We start from the raw sequence: 19771 nt of genomic DNA, 5'->3' as shown, positions 1-19771 counted from the left end.
ACCCACTGACGTTGCGCGTATTACCACTCCGTCACGCGCGGGTGCTCGGTCAGACGAACCGGCGTCTCTACCCTATCGCTCTCGTCCGGCGCCGGTAGCGGCTTGCGGGCTTCCCAACGCTTCAGCTCGACCTGCCACGATCGCAGGGTGTCGCCGCATGGCCAGTCGGCGCCGCATTGGTCGTGGGCGCCTGATATCGGCGGCACTGCCTGCGCTGCCGGTCGAGACTTCGCCAATACGCGATGCAACGTGGCCCTTGCGGCTACGGGTCGTCCGGTTTCCCGTTCACGGCCGCGCATGCGTGCCATGTCGGCGGGCTTGGCCGGTATTGGCAGCAACGCGGGCGCTGTTGTGTGCGCATCCGTGTCGCGCGTCTGATGGGGCGACGTGGAAACCGGCGCTGGTGCTGGTGCTGGTGCTGGTGCTGGTGCCTGAGCCTGAGCCTGAGCCTGAGCCTGAGCCTGAGCCTGAGCCTGAGCCTGAGCCTGAGCCTGAGCCTGAGCCTGAGCCTGAGCCTGAGCCGCCGTTGGACGCGGCGCCGCAGCCGCCTCGGGGGCTACAGCACTAGCCGACGCAGATGTCGCGCTCCCCGCAGACACACTTCCCCGCACCGTGTAGCCGAAGCCCGCCTCGTAGTTCACCAGCATTGCGCCGAACAGCGCCGTCAACGCCGCGCCGAGCAATACGCCGCCGACTGCTGCCGATACGGCACGGCCGCGACCGCGCGGCGGCGGCTTGCAGCTCCAGGCAAGATTGTCGTGCCCGAAATCGGCCGCGCGCGCATCGGCGGCAACAGTCACCCCGGCCGACAGGTAGACCGCCCCCACGGACAGACGCGCGAAGCGATCCGTGACGTCGCGCCGAACACCGTAGGGTGCGGGCAGATAGGAAGCCGCCCTCGGCGGAGGCACCGCAAACCAGTTCTCGATCGATCCAGGATTCATGATTTCCCTCGCTGTCCGACCCGCGCCGGACCCGACGCGTCATCCCCCACGCAGCCATTGCATGAACATACCGGCCGAGGCGTAGCCGCGCAGCGTCGCGGCATAGCTGTCGAAGCGGTACGCCACTTCGTTGACGCGATTGTTGTAATCGTCGTTTTCCGCAATCAGCACGTCGAGCAACGAGCGGCGCCCGAGGTGATACCACTGGTCGAAGAACGCGCTGCGCACACGCGCCGACTCCACCGACAGGTCGCGATACTGATCCGCGCGCTCGCCGAACGCATGCGCATCCTCCTCGGCACTACGCACCTGGTATTCCAGATCCAGACGCATCTGCTCGACCTGACGCCAGTTCGCCGATGCGCGGAACGTAGCCGCGTCCGTCGCCGCCGTGGCGGCACCGCCCGTGAATGCGTTCCACGTCAGCGTGAGCATCGTCTGCCACGGCATCCGGCGCCCGATGGCGTCATGTCCGGTATTCGTACTGACGACCCAGTTCAACTGCGGCCTGGACGCCGCCCGCACCGCATCACGGTTCAGTTCGGCCGCACTGGCCTCGGCGCGCGCTTGCTGCAGTCGCGGATTCTCGTCGAGCGCGGACATCAGCCGGTCGAGATTGCCGGGATGCAGCGGCCAATGCGATTCCATCGGAATCGGCACCGGCCGCTCGCCCACCAGCTTGCGAAGATTCAGCTCGGCGGTCCGGCATTTCGCGAGCGCCGTGTCGCGACTCGCCTCGGCCTGCAACAAACGGGCCTTCGCCTGCGTCAACTCGCTGCCGCGACCGCGATCGACCGCGACGATTTCCTCGAGCATCCGCACGAGGCGCGCCATCCGGTCGACGAAGCGCTGACTCAGCGTTGCGATGTTGCGCTGTTTCGAGAGCTCGACGAGCGTGGCCGCGACCTGGTAGGCGGAGTCTTCCATCTGCGCGACGTAGCGCTCCTGGCCCGCACTCGCGAGATCCTGCCGGCTACCGATCGTCTTCGACGTGCGTCCCCAGTCGTACAGCGTCGTCGTCAAGTTCACGCCCAGCGCGTTGCCCGGATCGTAGGCACTGCCGGCGTTGGCGCCGAACTGCGCGGCACGCGTCTGACCGCTCAACTGCAATTGCGGCCAACGCGCGCCCTTCGCCTGATCGACGTCCGCCTGCGCGGCCTGATACTCCGCGTACAGGCGTCGCACCTGCGGACTGACGTCGACCGCCGCTTCAGCCGCGACATACAGCATTCGCCGCAACTCGCGCTCCGTCAGCGTGGATGCGGGGGCGGAGTCGGATACTGCGTCGTCCTGCGTTGGCCCGGAAGCATCCGCGCCCCCCTTCGCGCCGGTGGATGCCGCGCTCGCCCCAGCCGCCTCAACTACCTTACCAACTACCGACGCCGACACCGGCGCCGCAATACGCGGCGACACGACATTGGCGGCGTGCGCGGCCCCGGCCGGCTGCCACATCGACAGCGCGAGCAGCACTGCCGATGCGGCAACACGCAGCGCCGCACGACCTTCACCCGCATCGACGCGCGCGCGAAAAACTCGAAATCCGCTCATGCTCACCGCTCCCTGAAGGCCTCGCGGGCCTTGAAGATCGGCTTGAGCAGGTAATCGAGCACTGTCTTCTCCCCCGTGCGGATATCGACGGTTGCCTGCATGCCCGGCAATACCGGCAAACGCCTGCCGGCCGCGACCAGCGCGTCTGCATCCGTCTCGACCATGAGCCGGTAGTAGTTCGCGTCGGGACGCCCCATCGCCGCCTTCTGATCGTCCTTCAACGTATCCGGACCGAGGCTGACGACGCGCCCCTGCAGCCCGCCGTAGATCGAGAAGTCGTATGCGCTCAGCTTCACGAGCACCGGCAACCCCGGCCGCAGGAACGCGACGTCGGACGGCTTGATCCGCGCTTCGACCAATACCCGGCCGTCGAGGGGCGCGATTTCCATGATGTGTTCGCCCGACTGCACCACGCCGCCCGCCGTGCGGATGCGGATGTTCTTCACCACGCCGCGCATCGGCGCGACGACATCGGTGCGCGCCAGCACGTCCGCGCGCCCAGCCAGCACCTCGTTCGTTTGCGCAAGCTCCTGCTCGAGCCGCGACAACTCGGTACTGGCATCCGCGGTGAAGCGGCTCCGGCGCTCGGCGATTTGTGCGTCGAGGTCCGTCGCCTGCCGCCGCATGCGCAGGATCTCGACTTCCGAGATCAGCCCTTTCGCCGCAAGCGGCTCCGCCATCGCAATCTCGCGCCGCACCAGCGCCTGGCTCTGCCGCAATGCGGCAACCTGCTCGTCGAGCGCCTGGCGGCGGGCACGGTAGGTCGCGGTCGCCTGCGCGACGAGGCCCGGTTCACGCGTCACGTCCTCCGGAAAAGCCAGCGGTGCCCCATAAGCCTCGGCGCGCGCACGCGACACGTTCGCCTTCAGTTCCAGCGCCTTGGTCAACACTTCGCGATAGCTCGATTGCGCGCGCGCCGGATCGATTTTCGCGAGTAATTGCCCCTTTTCGACGACCTCGCCCTCGCGCACCGCCACGGACTGGACGATCCCACCCTCGAGGCTCTGGATCCATTGCTCGCGGCTCGGCGACACGACTGTCGCATCGCTGCGCGTGACCTCCTCGACGCGCGCGAAGTGCGCCCAAACGAGCGCGACGACCAGCACCACGGCAACCACGTACAGAATCGCCTGCGCACCGGCGGACGAGCGCACGAGCAGCGCCTCGCGAATGTCGCTCATGTAGGCGACGTCGCCCGCGCGCAGGCGCGGCGCCGGCTTGCGGCTCAGCATCGATCGCATGCGCTGCATCACGATGCCTCCGCCGCCGACGACGCCACGGCCTGCGCGGAATCCGCGGGCGGCGCGCCCGGTCCGACGCCCCGCTCGACCACCCGTACTGTCGTCGCGCGGCTTCGCTGCGGCCCTGACGACGCGTGACGCTCGGTTGACTCGGGCTGCCCGGACAGCGCTGCCAGCACATGCGCCTTTTCCCCGTCCATCACGACCTTGCCCTGATCGACGATCACGATCCGGTCGACCAGCGTCAGCAACGAGGTGCGGTGCGTGACGACGATCAGCGTCTGGCCGGCGCTCGCCTGCTTCAGATGCTCGATGAAGAGCGATTCCGTCTGCGTGTCCATCGCGCTCGTCGGCTCGTCGAGCAGCAGCGTGCGCGGACGCCCGATCAGGGTGCGCGCCAACGCGACGAGCTGGCGCTGGCCGCCCGACAGGTCGCGGCCGTTTTCGCCAACCTGCAGGTTCACGCCCAGCGGATGCCGGGCGACCAGCGCGTCAAGCCCCGTCAGTTGCAGCACGCGCAGCAGTTCCGCAGCCGGCACGTCGGGATGGCCAATCGTTACGTTCTCGCGCAGCGAACCGTAAAACAGCCGGCTGTCCTGGCCGACGTAGCCGAATGTGCGACGCCAGTCGGCCGGCGCGATCTGCGCGGCATCGAGCCCGTCGGCGAGCAGCTTGCCCTCCGTCGGCTGATAAAGCCGTGCGATCAAGCGCAGCAGCGTCGATTTCCCGCTGCCGACCCGGCCGAGTATCGCGACGCGTTCGCCCGGCCGGATCTCCACCGACACGTTGTCCAGCGCGGGCGCATTTTGCTGCAGGCCAGCCGACGGATAGGCGAACGACACGCCGTCGAGCTTCACATGGCCGCTGAGCGGCGGCTGCGCCAGATAATCCTGGCCCGGCTCATGCTCGACCGGCATCGCCATCAGTTCGTTGAGCGAATGCATGGCGGTCCTGGCCTGCTGAAAACGGAGCGCGAGCCCCATGACTTGGCCGAGCGGCGCCGTCACGCGGCCCGCCAGCATCACCGAGCCGATCAGCGCGCCCTGCGTGAGCTTGCCCTCGCCGATCAGGTACACGCCGAAGATCACGATCACCACCGTCTGCATCTGCTGCAGGAACGCGACACAACTGGTCGCCATGCTGGAGAGCTGACGCGACTGCATCGATGCAGCCGCCGTCTTCGCACTGAACGCGTCCCAGCGATGCCGCATCGCGCCTTCGCCGCCCACGGCCTTCAGCGTCTCGAGCCCGTCGACCGACTCGATCAGCACGCCCTGCTTGAGCGACGCTTCGCGCAGGTTTTCGCGCATCGCACGCGCGAGCGGCCACTGCACGATCGTGCCGAGCCCGACGATCAGCGGGATCATCAACAGCGGAATCCAGCCGAGCGGGCCGCCGACCGCAAACACCACCGCGACGAACAGGAACACGAACGGCAGATCGGAGATCGCCGACAGCGTCGCCGATGTCGCGAAATCCCGCACCGATTCGAACTCGCGCAGCCGGTGCGCGAACGACCCGGCCGACGCCGGCCGGCGCTCCATCCGGATCGCCAGCGCCTGCCGGAACAGCAGGCTGCCCAGCACCAGATCGGCCTTCTTGCCGGCGGTGTCCAGCACATGAGCGCGCACATGCCGCGACACCGCCTCCATCAGCATCGCGAGCACGACGCCGATCGCGAGTGACCAGAGCGTCACGTACGCCTGGTTCGGGACGACGCGATCGTAGACGTTCATCGTGAAGAACACGCTGGCGAGACCCAGCACGTTGATCAGAAACGCACCGAGCGCCGCGCTCGCGTAGTAGCTGCGATAGCGCCACAGCGTCCGCAGCAGCCAGTGGCCGGCCGGTTCGGTCGGCAGGTCGTCGGGACGCGCGTCGACCTTCGCCGCCGGCTTCACGAGCAGCGCGTAGCCGGAGTAGGTCTCGCTCAATTCCGCTTCCGTGCATTCGACCGGCGCCTCGCCGAGCTCGGGCAGCACGACGCGAAACCGGATCCGCGCGTCACGCTCCGTCGCATCGTCGATGCGCCAGCCAAGCAGTACGCACGCGCTGCCGTTACGACGCAACAGCACGACCGGCAGCAAATGCTCGGGCACGTTCGACAGCGTCGTGCCGCCTGCGCCTGCCAGCTTCACCGACTTGTAGTTCGGCGTACCGTCCGCGTTCTTGTCGTACGTCACCGCGGCGACCGACTTGCCATCCTCGCCGATCAGGCCCGACGATTTCAGTTGCGACACGTTCACCGCGTCCAGGTCGGCTTTACCCGCCGCAACGTTCGACAGCTTCGTGCCCGTCTTGCCCGACAGTGTCACCTTGTCCTTCGACGTGCTGTCGTACACCACCGCCAGCGATTCGCCCGTCGTCTTGTCGATGACACCGCCATCCGTCAGCGTGTCCTTCAGATTGCCGAGGTTCTCGTTCGTCGCAAACAGTTGCGAACCGTTCACCGCGTCCGTGCTCGTCGCCGACAGTGTGCCGGCCTTCACGTTCGTCAGCGTCGTGCCGGCCGTACCGGCCAGCGTCACCTTGTCCTTCGTATCGGTGTCGTACGCGACCGCGTTCGGATCGGAGCCGCCGCTCTTCGCCATTGCGTCCAGCGCATCGCCGACGTTGTTGTACATCGTGTCGCCGACCTTGTACGTCGGTGCCTTGATGCTGCCGTCCGTATCGATGCCCGCGCCGCCGCCGAGCGCGTTCGTCACGCCCGTCAACTGGCTCACGTTCACCGCGTCGTTGTTTTGCGTGCCCTTTGCGACGTTAACGATCTGGCGCTGGAGCGAATTCGACCCGACGGAGAGCGCATTGCCACGCTCGGCGATGGAATTGGCGCCCAGTGCGATACCAGCGTTATTGCCCGACTTCACGCTCGCGTTGGCGCCCAGTGCAATGGCATCCGTGACGTTTTGCGCAATGTTCGCAGACTTGCCCATCGCAATGCTGTTCACGGTACCCGCCGCCGCCAACGCCTTGTCGCCGATCGCGATCGAGCTCTTGCCCACGGCTGTCACGCCATTGTTGCCGACCGCCACCGCATTTTCGGCGTTGGCTTTTGCTCGAGAACCGATTGCCAGCGCGCCCGGGCCATTCGTCGTGACCATGCTGCCCATCGCGACCGAATACGGGTGGTCGACGCCGGTCTGGGCAATACTGCCGATCGCCACCGCGTAGTCGGAACTCGCGACCGCCTGCAGACCGACTGCGATCGAATTGATCCCGCCAGCGCCACTCCCCACGCCGATGGCGGCGGACGTTCCCAGACTCGGATCGCGACCGTTCATCGACGCAATATTCGGCATGCTGCCGTCCGCCCCCAACCCTTCGATCGCAACGAAGCTGCCCGGCTTCGATTCGACGTCACGCGTCATCCGCATCATCCGCTTGTCGAGCTGCGTATTGGTGGTGCGCATCGCATCGGCCAACTGCTTCATCGTGACGGCATCGGTTCCGTCGACGCCATCGCCGACGTTGACGAGCCGGCGCGTCGCTCCCGTGTCGCCTACCGACACGGTATTGGCCCCCGTGGCGACCGAGTTGATCCCGATCGCGACGGAGTTCATGCCCGACGCTCTCGAACCCGAACCGATCGCCAACGTATCGACGTTCGTCGCACTCGCTTGCGAGCCGATCGCCACGCTGTTCTTGCCGAGCGCACTGGCCTGCATGCCGGTGGCCCGAACCTTGATGTACTTCATGTCGAGCGCACCGTTGCCGAGATCCTGCTTGATCTCGTCCTTGACATCGCTCAGGCCGCTTTGAAGCTGGGCCACGTTGACGGCGTCGGTGCCGGCCGTGCCCGTCGCGACGTTCTTCAGCGCGACCGGCTTCGTGGTGCCCGTGCCGCCCAGCGTCACGCTCGACTTGTTCGCGCTGTCGTAGTGGACGGCATTCGCATCCTCGCCACCGCCGGCTCCCCCCGTTGCAGCCGCGGCCTGAAGCGCATCGCCGACGTTGTTGTAGGTCTTGTCGCCGACCTGGTAGGTCGGCTTCGACACGGTGCCGTCCGAATTGACGGTCGACGCGCCGCCGAGGGCGGACGCGACGCTCGACGATACGTCGTACAACTGGCCGCCGTTCACGGCGTCCTTGCTGGCCGACATGACCTTGCCCGCCTTCACGTTCGTGACGACGGTGCCGCCCGTGCCGCCCAGCGACACGGTGCTCTTCGTTGCATTGGTGTACGTGACAGCCAGCGATTCGCCGGTCGACGGATCGATCAGGCCGCTATCGTTCAGCGATTGCTCGACGTTGGTCACGCGGTTGTTGGTCGCGAACAGCTGCGCACCGTTGACGGCGTCCGTGCTGTTCGACGACAACGTGGCCGCCCGCACGTTGGTGAGTTTGACCGCGGCCGAACCGGTACCGCCGAGGGTCACTGAACTCTTCGCGTCGGAGTCGTACTCGACCGCGTTTGCCGACCCGCCGCCCGACGTCGAGGCGGCGAGCAGCGCGTCGCCGACGTTGTCGTAGGTCTTGCTGCCGATCGTGTAGGTCGGCTTCTTGATGTTGCCGTCCGCGCCGACGGTTGCGTTGCCGCCCAGTGCGTCGGTCACGCCCTTGAGCTGCGCGACGTTGACGGCGTCGGTCGCCTGCGTGCCGCGCCCGACGTTGACGATCTGGCGCTCGAAGCCGGCGGTGCCTACCGAGACCGTCTGGTTGCGGTCAGTTTCGGAATACGAACCGAGTGCCAGGGAGTCGGCACCGCGCGCCGCCGCGCTCTGACCGATCGCGATCGCGTTTTCCGCTGCGGCCGCAGCCTGCGCCCCGATTGCCATCGTGCCCTGGCGCGTCGCCATCGACGAATCGCCGATCGCCAGCGAGGATTCCGCGGTCGCCTTCGCCTTGCGGCCCAGTGCGTAGGCGCCCCAGCCGGTCGCCTGCGCCTCGTTGCCGAGCGCGATCGACGACTTGCCGCCCGCGTTTGCGCCCGCCCCCAGCGCGATCGCCCCTTCGTCGCCCAGTGCCGACGCGCTGGCGCCGAGCGCGACGTTGTTGCCCGCCGCCGTCGCCGCCCCTCCGATCGCCACCGCGCCGCCGAGGCCCGTCGGCGACGGACGCGTGCTCGCGCTGCTGCCGATCGCGATCGACTTCTCGCCCATCGCCGAGGCATTGTCCGAGCCGTCGCCCCTCGCGTCGATCTTCACGTACGCGCTGGTGTCCGGCACGACTGCCCGGGTGTTCGGGACGCTCCGCTTGAGGGTTTCCCGATCGACCGGCTTCGCGTCGGTCAGCAGAAGCGGATCGTCAACATCGTCCGCATACGCGGAGCCCATGGAAGCAACGATGAGCGCGGTGGCCGCCGCAATCTTCGACTTCGCTGAGCGCGACGACTTCGAGCGTCCGCGCGCAATTTCCGACGCCGCACACCAGGTGCTGGTCGAGGCGTTCCACACGACACGATATGACTTGTTCATACGAACCTTTTCCTTTGGGTAAACCTCTCCACGACGCGCATCGGTTTTGCATAGCGATGCCGATACGACGACGCGGCGAGAGCGGTGACAAGTAGCTCAACGCTTACGGTTTTCCGGAAAGAAATGCGAAACGTGCATGCTGAGAAATCACCCGAACAGGGGTGGAAGATCATGCCGACAAGGCCGCTGAATCGCGCGTTTCAACCGGATAGTGAAAGCTGGTTGAAACTCTATTGGCGAGCGTCCACATCGAAAACAGGACCGTTACTAAATCACCAGAAATTCAACTGGAACTCGTACTAATTGTTTTTGATATTCAATGGAATTTACAAGATTTGAAGGATTTACCCTTTCCAGCTGCCATTTGAATAATTTGATATTTTCTGTATTAAAAAAACGGTAAACGTCGTTTTGCAAACGCGAATCAGCCAGGACGACACGCGTCGACGCCGGACGCGTGCGCGGCCCTCCCGATCGCGCATGCGCCCGTCGGGAAAAATCCGCTATACTCTTCCGACCTGCCGCCTCCTAAGCGGCAGGTCGGAAGTGCGCCGATTTGCTGACTCGATTGCGGGCGCGCGAACCGACGGGGCCTTGATGTGTGAGGGTCCCGGCGGTTCACTACAAATGCGGCTAAAGAGGTCGTCAGCCGCGCACCTTCGCCTCCGCGCATCGCCGACGCCGTTTAGCCGCCCAGTCATAAGGCGGAACGAATGGAATCGATCGGCATCGTCGCTCCACAGACCATGCACTTCGCCGAACCGCTGCGCTTGCAAAGCGGCAGCGCGATCGGCAACTATCAGCTCGTCGTCGAGACGTACGGCGAGCTCAACGCCGCGCGCTCGAACGCGGTGCTCGTCTGCCACGCGCTCAACGCGTCGCACCACGTCGCCGGCGTCTACGCGGACGATCCGCGCAGCACCGGCTGGTGGGACAACATGGTCGGCCCTGGCAAACCGCTCGACACCAACCGCTTCTTCGTGATCGGCGTGAACAACCTCGGCTCGTGCTTCGGCTCGACCGGCCCGATGAGCATCGATCCGTCGACCGGCAAGCCGTACGGCGCGCGCTATCCGGTCGTCACCGTCGAGGACTGGGTGCATGCGCAGGCGCGCGTCGCCGATGCATTCGGCATCGAGCGCTTCGCCGCGGTGATGGGCGGCAGCCTCGGCGGCATGCAGGCGCTCGCGTGGAGCCTGATGTATCCGGAGCGCGTCGCGCACTGCATCGACATCGCGTCGACGCCGAAGCTGTCCGCGCAGAACATCGCGTTCAACGAGGTCGCACGCTCGGCGATCCTGTCCGATCCCGATTTTCACGGCGGCGACTACTACGCGCACGGCGTGAAGCCGAAGCGCGGCCTGCGCGTCGCGCGGATGATCGGCCACATCACGTACCTGTCCGACGACGACATGGCCGAGAAATTCGGCCGCGCGCTGCGCCGCGCCGACGGCGCGCTCGACGCGTACAACTTCAGCTTCGACGTCGAGTTCGAGGTCGAGTCGTACCTGCGCTACCAGGGCGACAAGTTCGCCGACTACTTCGACGCGAACACGTACCTGCTGATCACGCGCGCGCTCGACTACTTCGATCCGGCGAAGGCGTTCGACGGCAACCTGACGGCCGCGCTCGCGCACACGCAGGCGAAGTACCTGATCGCGAGCTTCTCGACCGACTGGCGCTTCGCGCCGGCGCGCTCGCGCGAGATCGTGAAGGCGCTGCTCGACAACAAGCGCACGGTCAGCTACGCGGAAATCGACGCGCCGCACGGTCACGACGCGTTCCTGCTCGACGACGCGCGCTATCACAACCTGATCCGTGCGTATTACGAACGAATCGCCATCGAGGTGGGAGCATGAACCAGCAAGCGCTGAATTCCCTGTCCGCGCGCGCGGACTTCCGCACGATCGCCCGCTGGGTCGAGCCGCGCTCGACCGTGCTCGACCTCGGCTGCGGCGACGGCTCGCTGCTCGCGCTGCTGATGGAGGAGCTGGACGTCACCGGCTACGGGATCGAGCTGAACGACGCGGGTGTGCTCGCGAGCGCGAAAAGCGGCATCAACGTGATCCAGCAGAACCTCGAGGACGGCCTGCGCCTGTTCGAGGACCACAGCTTCGACATCGCGATCCTGTCGCAAACGCTGCAGACGATCCACCAGACGGCCGCGATCCTGCGCGAAACGGCGCGCGTCGGCCGCGAGTGCATCGTGTCGTTCCCGAACTTCGGCTACTGGCCGCACCGGCTGTCGGTGCTGCACGGCCGGATGCCGGTATCGAAATCGCTGCCGTACCAGTGGCACAACACGCCGAACGTGCGGGTACTGACGATCAAGGATTTCGAGGCGCTCGCACCCGAAGTCGGCGTCACGATCCTCGACCGCGTCGTGCTGCACGAAGGCCAGCCGATTCGATGGGGAGCGAACTGGCGTGGTAGTCTTGCTGTCTATCGCGTCAAGCGCAGCTGAGCCGGGGAGCCGTTGACGGAAGATCCGGCCCGCCCACGCGCGCGGCCGCCCCTCCAGTGCCGTCCGCGCCGCCTGCGCTGCCGCCGCCATCAGTCAACGCTACCCAGTTCCAGTCCATGTCGAAAACGCCACACGAGGCGCCCGCACTCACCGCTCACGAGGATCACCCCGGCTGGCGCGCCTATCTGAACACGCACATGCTGATCTGCGTGTTCCTGGGCTTCACGTCGGGCCTGCCCCTCTTCACGCTCGTCTACCTCGTGCAGGCATGGCTGCGCTCCGAGGGCGTGAACCTGAAGGAAATCGGCCTGTTCGCGCTGATCCAGTTCCCGTATACGTGGAAGTTCCTGTGGGCGCCGCTGATGGACCGCTACATCCCGCGCCTGCCCGGCTGGCGGCCGGGCCGCCGGCGCGGCTGGCTGCTGCTCACGCAGTTGCTGGTCGCGGGCGCGATCGCCGCGCTCGGCTTCGTGTCGCCGCGCGACTCGATCTGGACGGTCGCCGCGCTCACGACGCTCGTCGCGTTCTTCGGCGCGAGCGCCGACATCGTGATCGACGCGTACCGCCGCGAGCTGCTGCGCGACACCGAGCAGGGCCTCGGCAACGCGGTGCACGTGAACGCGTACAAGCTCGCCGCGCTGATCCCCGGCTCGCTGGCGCTGATCCTGTCCGACCACATGCCGTGGGACGCCGTGTTCGCGATCACCGGCGCATTCATGCTGCCGGGCATCCTGATGACGCTCGTCGTGCGTGAGCCGGAAGTGGTCGGCGCGCCGCCGCGCAACCTGCGCGACGCGATCGTGCTGCCGTTCCGCGAATTCATCCAGCGCGACGGCTGGACCGGCGCGCTGCTCGTCATCGCGTTCATCTTCCTGTTCAAGATCGGCGACACGATGGCCACCACGCTGTCGACGTCGTTCTTCCTCGACATCGGCTTCACGCGTACCGAGATCGGCATCGTCGCGAAAACCACCGCGCTCGTCGCGAGCGTCGCCGGCGGCATCATCGGCGGCATCTGGCTCGTGAAGATCGGCATCGGCCGCGGGCTGTGGATCTTCGGCGCGCTGCAGATGGTGTCGACGCTCGGCTTCGCATGGCTCGCGCAGCTCGGCCCCGGCTCGCCGGTGCTCGCGATGCTCTACGACTTCACCGTGTCGACGAGCCACGCGGTCGCGTCCGCGCTGTCGGTGTTCGGCGTCGCCGTCACGCCGCAATTCAGCCCGATGACGGTCGCGCTCGCGATCGTCTACGGCTTCGAAACCTTCACGACCGGCCTGACGATGGCCGCGTTCGTCGCGTATATCGCGAGCACGACCGACCCGCGCTATACGGCCACGCAGTTCGCGCTGTTCACGAGCCTCGCGTCGGTGCCGCGCACGCTCGCGTCGGCCGCGAGCGGCTTCGTCGTCGCGAAGATCGGCTGGTACGACTACTTCATCGTGTGTACCGCGCTCGCGATTCCCGGCATGCTGCTGCTGTTCAGGATCGCGCCGTGGAACGGCGCCGCGCGCAACGGCGAGGCCAGCCGTGCGCGGTAGCCGCCTGCATCGTCTCGCACACGTGGCGGCTGCGTTGAGCGTCGGCGCCGCGGCACTCGCCGCGACCGGCGCGCACGCGACCGACACCGGCGCGACGGCGGCAGGCTCCGCATCGGCCGCGGCGCAGGCCTCGCCGCCCGCCCCTGCCACGTCCGCCGCGCCATCCGCCGCCGAAGGCGCGCAGCCGACCGGCGCCGCCGTGCCGGCGAAGGCCTATACACCGACGCCGCAGCAGGTCCGCTACGGCAACGCGATCGCGTTCCGCACGCTGATCCCGTCGCCGCTGCTCGAGCAGCTCACCGCGAACGAATACGCGCAGATCGTGCAGACGGCCACCGACAGCAACCGCCTGCTGCCCGCGAACCAGCCGCGCGTGAAGCGGCTGCGCGCGATCGTCGCGAAGCTCGCGCCGTATTCGGTGAAGTGGAACGACCGCGTGAAAAGCTGGGCATGGGACGTCAACGCGATCCGCTCGCGCGACATCCGCCTGACCTGCCTGCCGGGCGGCAAGGTGCTGGTGTACGGCGGCATGCTCGATCGCGTGCGCCTGAACGACGACGAGCTCGGCGTGCTGCTCGCGCACGGCATCGCGCATGCGCTGCGCGAGCACGCGCGCAGCAACTTCAGCGTGACCTCGCAGACGTCGCTGCGCGCGGCCGCGCTGCCGCCGCTGTTCGGCGTCGGCGATCCGCTGCCGCAGGCGCTGAACCTCGGCGAGCGCCTGCAGTCGCTCCATTACGATCCGACCGACGAGACCGAGGCCGACGTGATCGGCGGCGACATCGCCGCACGCGCGGGCTTCGATCCGCGCGCGGCGATCACGCTGTGGGACAAGCTCGCGGTCGCGACGCGCGCGAACAAGGCGTCGGGCTTCATCTACACGCACCCGTACAGCAACGCGCGCCGCCAGGATCTGCTGAACCGGCTGCCGGACCTGATGCCGCTGTACGCGAAGGCGACCGGCAAACGCGTCGAATCGCTGCCCGACTACGCGGGCATCAGCGCGCAGCGGCGCAAGATCGTGCGGCGCTGAGCCGCCGAGCGAAACGCCGGACGCTACGCGTCCGCGTCGGCCATCGCCGGCCGCACCCCGCTGTCACGCATCCAGCGCACTTCGTCTCCGGGGCTGCGGCCGAACAGCCGCTTGAACTCACGGCTGAACTGCGACGCGCTCGCATAGCCGACCCGCGCGGCCGCCGCGCCGGCGCCCACCCCGTCACGCACCATCATCAGCCGCGCCTGGTGCAGCCGCGCGGCCTTCACGTACTGCATCGGCGACGTCGCCGTCACGTGCTTGAACTGCGCGTGGAACACCGCCAGGCTCATCCCGGCTTCGCGGGCGAGCGTCTCGACGTCGAGATCGGCCTTCAGCTCGGCGTGAATGCGCCGCAACGCCTTCGCGATGCGGCCGAAATGATGCTGCTGCACGAGCGCCGCGCGCATCGCGTCGCCCTGCTCGCCGGTCAGCACGCGATACGCGATCTCGCGCATGATCGCCGGCCCCAGCACGCGCGTGTCGTGCGGCGACGCGAGCGCTTCGAGCAGCCGCACGACCGCATCGGCCAGCGGCGCATCGAGCGGCGTCGAATAGACGCCGAGCGGCTCGCTGACCGCCGCGCCGAGCGTCTCGTCGAGCAGGATCGCGAGTTCGGCGATCACCGCGAGATCGACGCGGATCGAGATCGCGAGAAACGGCTCCTCCATGCTCGCGAAGGTCTCGCATTCGAACGGCAGCGGCACCGACAGCACCAGGTATTGCTGCGCGTCGTACACGAACGAGCGATCGCCGAGATAGCCGAGCTTGCGCCCCTGGCACACGACGATGATGCTCGGCTCGTACAGCACGGGCATGCGCGGCGCGGGCCGGGTCACCCGGATGAAGCGCACGCCGTCGAGCGCCGCGAGCGTGTCGCCCTCGTTCGGCGCGAGGCGCGTGTGCAGCTCGATCATGCGGCGCTGCAGGCGCTCGCCCGCATCGGGCAAAAGGGGCTGGAAGCTCATCGGTGCGGTCCTGTCCGGCAAGAGAATCTGGCTCGCAATGTAGCACCTTGAATGCGTTTTGACGGCTGTTAGCGGGAAATTCGAGAGGAATAGGCAAATCTTCCAGACCTTCGGGTATTTCGCCGCGGCGGTGCGCTCCTTACGATAGGCACCTGTCTCGCCGCATCGCCACATGGTGCGGCGGCAGTCTGTTTCGCCGGATGTTTTCCGGACAAGGAGCCATTGCATGAGCACAACCTATGCCTACGCGGCGACCGATTCGCAGTCGCCGCTCGCCCCGTTCGAATTCGAGCGTCGCGCGCTGCGCGACCTCGACGTCCAGATAGACGTCCTCTACTGCGGCGTCTGCCACTCGGATCTTCACCAGGCGCGCAACGAATGGCGCAACACGATCTACCCGGTCGTGCCGGGCCATGAAATCGTCGGCCGCGTGACCGCGACCGGCTCGCAAGTGTCGCGCTTCAAGGTCGGCGAGCTGGTCGGCGTCGGCTGCCTCGTCGATTCGTGCCGCACCTGCGCGAGCTGCGAAGAAGGCCTCGAGCAGTACTGCGAGAACGGCTTCGTCGGCACCTACAACGGCCAGGATCGCGTGACGGGCGACATCACGTACGGCGGCTATTCGACGCAGCTCGTCGTCGACGAGGCGTTCGTGCTGCGCGTGCCGGACACGCTCGACCCGGCCGGCGCCGCGCCGCTCTTGTGCGCGGGGATCACGACCTACTCGCCGCTGCGGCAGTGGAACGTCGGCCCGGGCAAGAAGGTCGGGATCGTCGGTCTCGGCGGCCTCGGCCACATGGGCGTGAAGCTGGCGCGCGCGATGGGCGCGCACGTCGTGCTGTTCACGACGTCGCCGTCGAAGATCGAGGACGGCAAGCGGCTCGGCGCGCATGAAGTGGTGATCTCGAAGGACGAGGCGCAGATGAACGCGCACCTGAACAGCTTCGACTTCATCCTGAACACGGTCGCCGCGCAGCACGACCTGAACCCGTTCCTGCACCTGCTGAAGCGCGACGGCACGATGACGCTCGTCGGCGCGCCGGAGCACGACCATCCGTCGCCGCAGGTGTTCAACCTGATCTTCAAGCGCCGCCGCCTCGCGGGCTCGCTGATCGGCGGGATCGCGGAAACGCAGGAAATGCTCGACTTCTGCGCGGAGCACGGAATCACGTCCGATATCGAGACGATTCCGATGCAGCAGATCAATGCCGCTTACGAGCGGATGCTGAAGAGCGACGTGAAGTACCGGTTCGTGGTGGATATGGCGTCGCTCAAGCAGTAAGCCGCGCCCCAAGCGAAACGGGCCGCATGTTCGACATGCGGCCCGTTTTGCGTCATCGCGCTATCCGGCTGCGCGCCATGCGCAGCCCCGCGCATCACTTCGTGTAGTCGTAATCGATCGTCAGCGGCGCATGGTCGCTGAACTTGATGTCCTTGAAGATCGACGTGCTTTTCGCGGTACCGGCCACGCCCGGCGTCGCGATCTGGTAATCGATCCGCCACCCGACGTTCTTCGCGTACGCCTGGCCGCGATTGCTCCACCACGTGTACTGCTCGGCGCGCGGGTCGAGCGTGCGGAACACGTCGACGTAGCCGACGTCGTCGAACAGCTTCGTGAGCCACTCGCGCTCTTCCGGCAGGCAGCCCGAGTTCTTCTGGTTGCTCTTCCAGTTCTTGATGTCGATTTCCTTGTGGACGATGTTCACGTCGCCGCACAGGATCACCTCGCGCTTCTTCTTCAGCGCGGCGAGGTGCGGCATGAATTCGGCCATGAAGCGGTACTTCGCCTGCTGGCGCTCCTCGCCGCTCGAGCCGGACGGCACGTACACCGACACGACCGACAGCTTGCCGTAGCGCGCCTCGACGTAGCGCCCTTCGGCATCGAATTCGCTGCTGCCGAAGCCGATGATCACGTCGTCGGGCTCGCGGCGGCTGTACACGCCCGCGCCGCTGTAACCCTTCTTCTCGGCGTGGTGGAAATAGCTCTTGAAGCCGTGCGGCTCGACGAATTCGGCCGGCAGGTCGTCGGCCGATACCTTGATTTCCTGCACGCACACGCAATCGGCGTTCTGCTCGCCGAGCCAGTCGAAGAAGCCCTTCTTCGCGGCGGAGCGGATGCCGTTCAGGTTGGCGGTAATCACTCGCATCATGTCGGGTTCCGTTCAGTTCGATGTTTTTACAGGGTGGCAGCTTAACGGATCTTCACGCCTTCGAGCTCGGGCTTCGGCGGCGGGAATTCCAGCTTCATGTCGGTCATCGTGCGCAGCAGCAGCTCGGCGATCATCACGTTGCGGTGCGTCTTCGAATTCGCCGGGATCACGTACCACGGTGCGTGCTCGGCCGACGTCGCGGCGAGCGCGTCGCGGTACGCGGACTGGTAGGCGTCCCAGTGCTTGCGCGCATCGAGATCGGAGATGTCGAATTTCCAGTGCTTGGTCGGGTCGTCGATGCGCGCCTGCAGCCGCGCGCGCTGCTCGTCCTTCGATATGTGCAGGAAGCACTTGACGATGGTCGTGCCGTTCTCGAACAGCATCGTCTCGAAATCGCGGATCTGCCGGTAGCGGCGCTCGCACTCCTTGTCGCCGATCGCGCCGAGCACGCGCGGCACCAGGACGTCTTCGTAATGGCTGCGGTTGAAGATCGCGAGTTCGCCCGCCGCCGGCACCTGCGCATGCACGCGCCACAGAAAGTCGTGCGCGGCCTCGATCGGCGTCGGCGCCTTGAACGGCACGATGCGCAGGCCGAGCGGATCGACCTCGCGAAACACCGCGCGCACGGTGCCATCCTTGCCGCTGGTGTCCATCCCCTGCAGCACGAGCAGCACGCGCTTCTTCTGCTGCGTGTGCAGGCGCTCCTGCTGCACGTCGAGCTCGGTCGACACGACCGACAGCCGTTCGCGGTCGGCCTCCTTCGAGCCGGACGAAAACGGCTTCGCGGCCGGGTCGAACGCCTCGAGCTTGAATGCGGCGGCTTCCTTCTCGCGCGTGCCGTAGGGCACGCGAAAATCGTCGAGCGACGGTTGTTTCGCCATTCGTTCCTCCGTTGGACGGTGCGATGCATACGATAACGCATCCACCAAACGCAACGGGCCGCCCCGAACTGGTTCGGAGCGGCCCGTCGTCAAGCGCGGTTCAGGCGCGCGCGCATGCTCAGCCGAGCTTCTTCTTCAGCAGTTCGTTGACCTGCTGCGGATTGGCCTTGCCCTTCGTCGCCTTCATCGCCTGGCCGATCAGCGCGTTGAACGCCTTTTCCTTGCCCGCGCGGAATTCCTCGACCGACTTCGCGTTCGCCGCGAGCACTTCGTCGATGATCGCTTCCAGCGCGCCGGTGTCGGAGATCTGCTTCAGGCCCTTTGCGTCGATGATGCGGTCGGCCGCGGCTTCGTCGGTCGCCTTCTCGTCCCAGATCGTCGCGAAGATTTCCTTCGCGATCTTGTTCGAGATCGTGCCGTCGGCGATACGCTGCAGCAGCAGCGCGAGCTGCGCGGCCGACACCGGAATCGCGTCGATCTCGATGTCGTCGCGATTGAGCTGCGACGACACGTCGCCCATCAGCCAGTTCGCGACGATCTTCGCGTTCGCGGCGCCGGCCTTCGCAACCACCGACTCGAAGTACGCGGCCATCGCCTTGCTCGACGTCAGCACGCCCGCGTCGTACGCGGACACGCCGTATTCGTCGACGAAGCGCTGCTGCATCGCGGCCGGCAGCTCCGGCATGCCGGACTGCACGCGCTCGACCCAGTCCCGGCCGATTACGAGCGGCATCAGGTCGGGATCGGGGAAGTAGCGGTAATCGTGCGCGTCTTCCTTGCTGCGCATCGAACGCGTCTCGCGCTTGTCCGGATCGTAGAGGCGCGTTTCCTGCACGACTTCGCCACCGTCCTCGATCAGCTCGATCTGGCGACGCACTTCGTAGTTGATTGCTTCCTCGAGGAACCGGAACGAGTTCAGGTTCTTGATTTCCGCGCGCGTGCCGAACTTCTCCTGGCCGACCGGACGCACCGACACGTTCGCGTCGCAGCGGAACGAGCCTTCCTGCATGTTGCCGTCGCAGATACCGAGCCACACGACGAGCGCGTGCAGCGCCTTCGCGTACGCGACGGCCTCGGCCGCGCTGCGCATTTCCGGCTCGGTGACGATTTCGAGCAGCGGCGTGCCCGCGCGGTTCAGGTCGATCCCGGTCATCCCGGCGAAGTCTTCATGCAGCGACTTGCCCGCGTCTTCCTCGAGGTGCGCGCGGGTCAGGTTGACCGTCTTCTCGTACGCTTCCTTGCCGGCCTTTTCGTTGGCGGGCACCTGGATCGTGATCTGGCCGCCCTGCACGACCGGAATCTCGTACTGGCTGATCTGATAGCCCTTCGGCAGATCGGGGTAGAAATAATTCTTGCGCGCGAAGATGCTGCGCGGCGCGATGGTCGAGCCGATCGCGAGACCAAAGCGGATCGCCCGCTCGACCGCGCCGCGGTTCAGCACCGGCAGCACGCCCGGCAACGCCAGGTCGACCGGGCACGCCTGCGTGTTCGGCTCGGCGCCGAACTGCGTCGATGCGCCGGAGAAAATCTTCGAGACGGTCGACAGTTGCGCGTGCGTCTCGAGACCGATGACGACTTCCCATTGAGTCATGC

At 66.6% G+C, this 19771-nt stretch carries 12 protein-coding genes and 2 pseudogenes; 5 read left to right on the top strand and 9 right to left on the bottom strand.

The window, feature by feature from the left end; all coding sequences use genetic code 11:
• Positions 1 to 20: 20 nt before the first annotated feature.
• From HWX03_RS14490 to HWX03_RS36915, 5 genes and pseudogenes are all read right to left on the bottom strand, one after another.
• Entirely contained in the window at positions 21 to 944 is a 924-nt protein-coding gene (locus tag HWX03_RS14490) for a hypothetical protein (RefSeq protein ID WP_175871667.1), read from the bottom strand.
• A 39-nt stretch (positions 945 to 983) separates the two neighbouring features.
• On the bottom strand, positions 984 to 2492 hold the full coding sequence (locus HWX03_RS14485; RefSeq protein ID WP_175871666.1) for a TolC family protein: 1509 nt from the start codon (positions 2490 to 2492) through the stop codon (positions 984 to 986).
• 2 nt (positions 2493 to 2494) lie between these two features.
• Positions 2495 to 3745 (bottom strand): HlyD family type I secretion periplasmic adaptor subunit, encoded by a 1251-nt coding sequence (locus HWX03_RS14480; protein WP_208456805.1) that lies wholly within the window; start codon positions 3743 to 3745, stop codon positions 2495 to 2497.
• A pseudogene (locus tag HWX03_RS36920) lies at positions 3742 to 5832 on the bottom strand (type I secretion system permease/ATPase); the annotation flags it as partial. The gene HWX03_RS14480 and the pseudogene HWX03_RS36920, both read right to left, overlap by 4 nt.
• Positions 5833 to 5961: 129 nt before the next feature.
• Positions 5962 to 9147, bottom strand: a pseudogene (locus HWX03_RS36915) (ESPR-type extended signal peptide-containing protein); the annotation flags it as partial.
• 713 nt (positions 9148 to 9860) lie between these two features.
• Here HWX03_RS36915 and HWX03_RS14470 point away from each other — a divergent pair.
• The 4 genes from HWX03_RS14470 to HWX03_RS14455 all read left to right on the top strand — a co-directional run bounded on the left by HWX03_RS14470 (position 9861) and on the right by HWX03_RS14455 (position 14182).
• A complete protein-coding gene (locus HWX03_RS14470; protein WP_175871664.1) occupies positions 9861 to 11006 on the top strand; it encodes a homoserine O-acetyltransferase in 1146 nt (381 codons plus the stop codon).
• On the top strand, positions 11003 to 11611 hold the full coding sequence (gene metW / locus HWX03_RS14465) for a methionine biosynthesis protein MetW (protein ID WP_175871663.1): 609 nt from the start codon (positions 11003 to 11005) through the stop codon (positions 11609 to 11611). Before HWX03_RS14470 ends, metW begins: the two co-directional genes overlap by 4 nt.
• 116 nt (positions 11612 to 11727) lie before the next feature.
• On the top strand, positions 11728 to 13149 hold the full coding sequence (locus HWX03_RS14460) for an AmpG family muropeptide MFS transporter (RefSeq protein ID WP_174433999.1): 1422 nt from the start codon (positions 11728 to 11730) through the stop codon (positions 13147 to 13149).
• Positions 13139 to 14182, top strand: a complete 1044-nt coding sequence (locus HWX03_RS14455; RefSeq protein ID WP_175823012.1) for a M48 family metallopeptidase — start codon at positions 13139 to 13141, stop codon at positions 14180 to 14182. Before HWX03_RS14460 ends, HWX03_RS14455 begins: the two co-directional genes overlap by 11 nt.
• Before the next feature lie 23 nt (positions 14183 to 14205).
• Here the strand turns inward: HWX03_RS14455 and HWX03_RS14450 are convergent, their stop codons facing one another.
• On the bottom strand, positions 14206 to 15150 hold the full coding sequence (locus HWX03_RS14450) for an AraC family transcriptional regulator (protein WP_175871662.1): 945 nt from the start codon (positions 15148 to 15150) through the stop codon (positions 14206 to 14208).
• A 226-nt stretch (positions 15151 to 15376) separates the two neighbouring features.
• Here HWX03_RS14450 and HWX03_RS14445 point away from each other — a divergent pair, with 226 nt between their 5' ends.
• Positions 15377 to 16429 carry an NAD(P)-dependent alcohol dehydrogenase gene (locus HWX03_RS14445; protein WP_175871661.1) on the top strand — a complete coding sequence of 351 codons (1053 nt, stop codon included), beginning with the start codon at positions 15377 to 15379 and terminating at the stop codon, positions 16427 to 16429.
• Between the two features lie 94 nt (positions 16430 to 16523).
• Here the strand turns inward: HWX03_RS14445 and HWX03_RS14440 are convergent, their stop codons facing one another.
• From HWX03_RS14440 to gatB, 3 genes are all read right to left on the bottom strand, one after another.
• Positions 16524 to 17297, bottom strand: a complete 774-nt coding sequence (locus HWX03_RS14440; RefSeq protein ID WP_174388643.1) for an exodeoxyribonuclease III — start codon at positions 17295 to 17297, stop codon at positions 16524 to 16526.
• A gap of 41 nt (positions 17298 to 17338) precedes the next feature.
• Positions 17339 to 18178 (bottom strand): polyphosphate kinase 2 family protein, encoded by an 840-nt coding sequence (locus HWX03_RS14435; RefSeq protein WP_175871660.1) that lies wholly within the window; start codon positions 18176 to 18178, stop codon positions 17339 to 17341.
• A 118-nt stretch (positions 18179 to 18296) separates the two neighbouring features.
• Positions 18297 to 19769, bottom strand: coding sequence for an Asp-tRNA(Asn)/Glu-tRNA(Gln) amidotransferase subunit GatB (gene gatB, locus HWX03_RS14430; protein ID WP_175871659.1), 1473 nt, complete (start codon positions 19767 to 19769; stop codon positions 18297 to 18299).
• Between the last annotated feature and the right edge of the window lie 2 nt (positions 19770 to 19771).

It is taken from the genome of Burkholderia sp. BCC0397, assembly GCF_902832865.1.
Lineage (GTDB): Bacteria > Pseudomonadota > Gammaproteobacteria > Burkholderiales > Burkholderiaceae > Burkholderia.
Note: the sequence above shows the minus strand (reverse complement) of the source record. Positions and strands in the feature narration are given on the sequence as shown.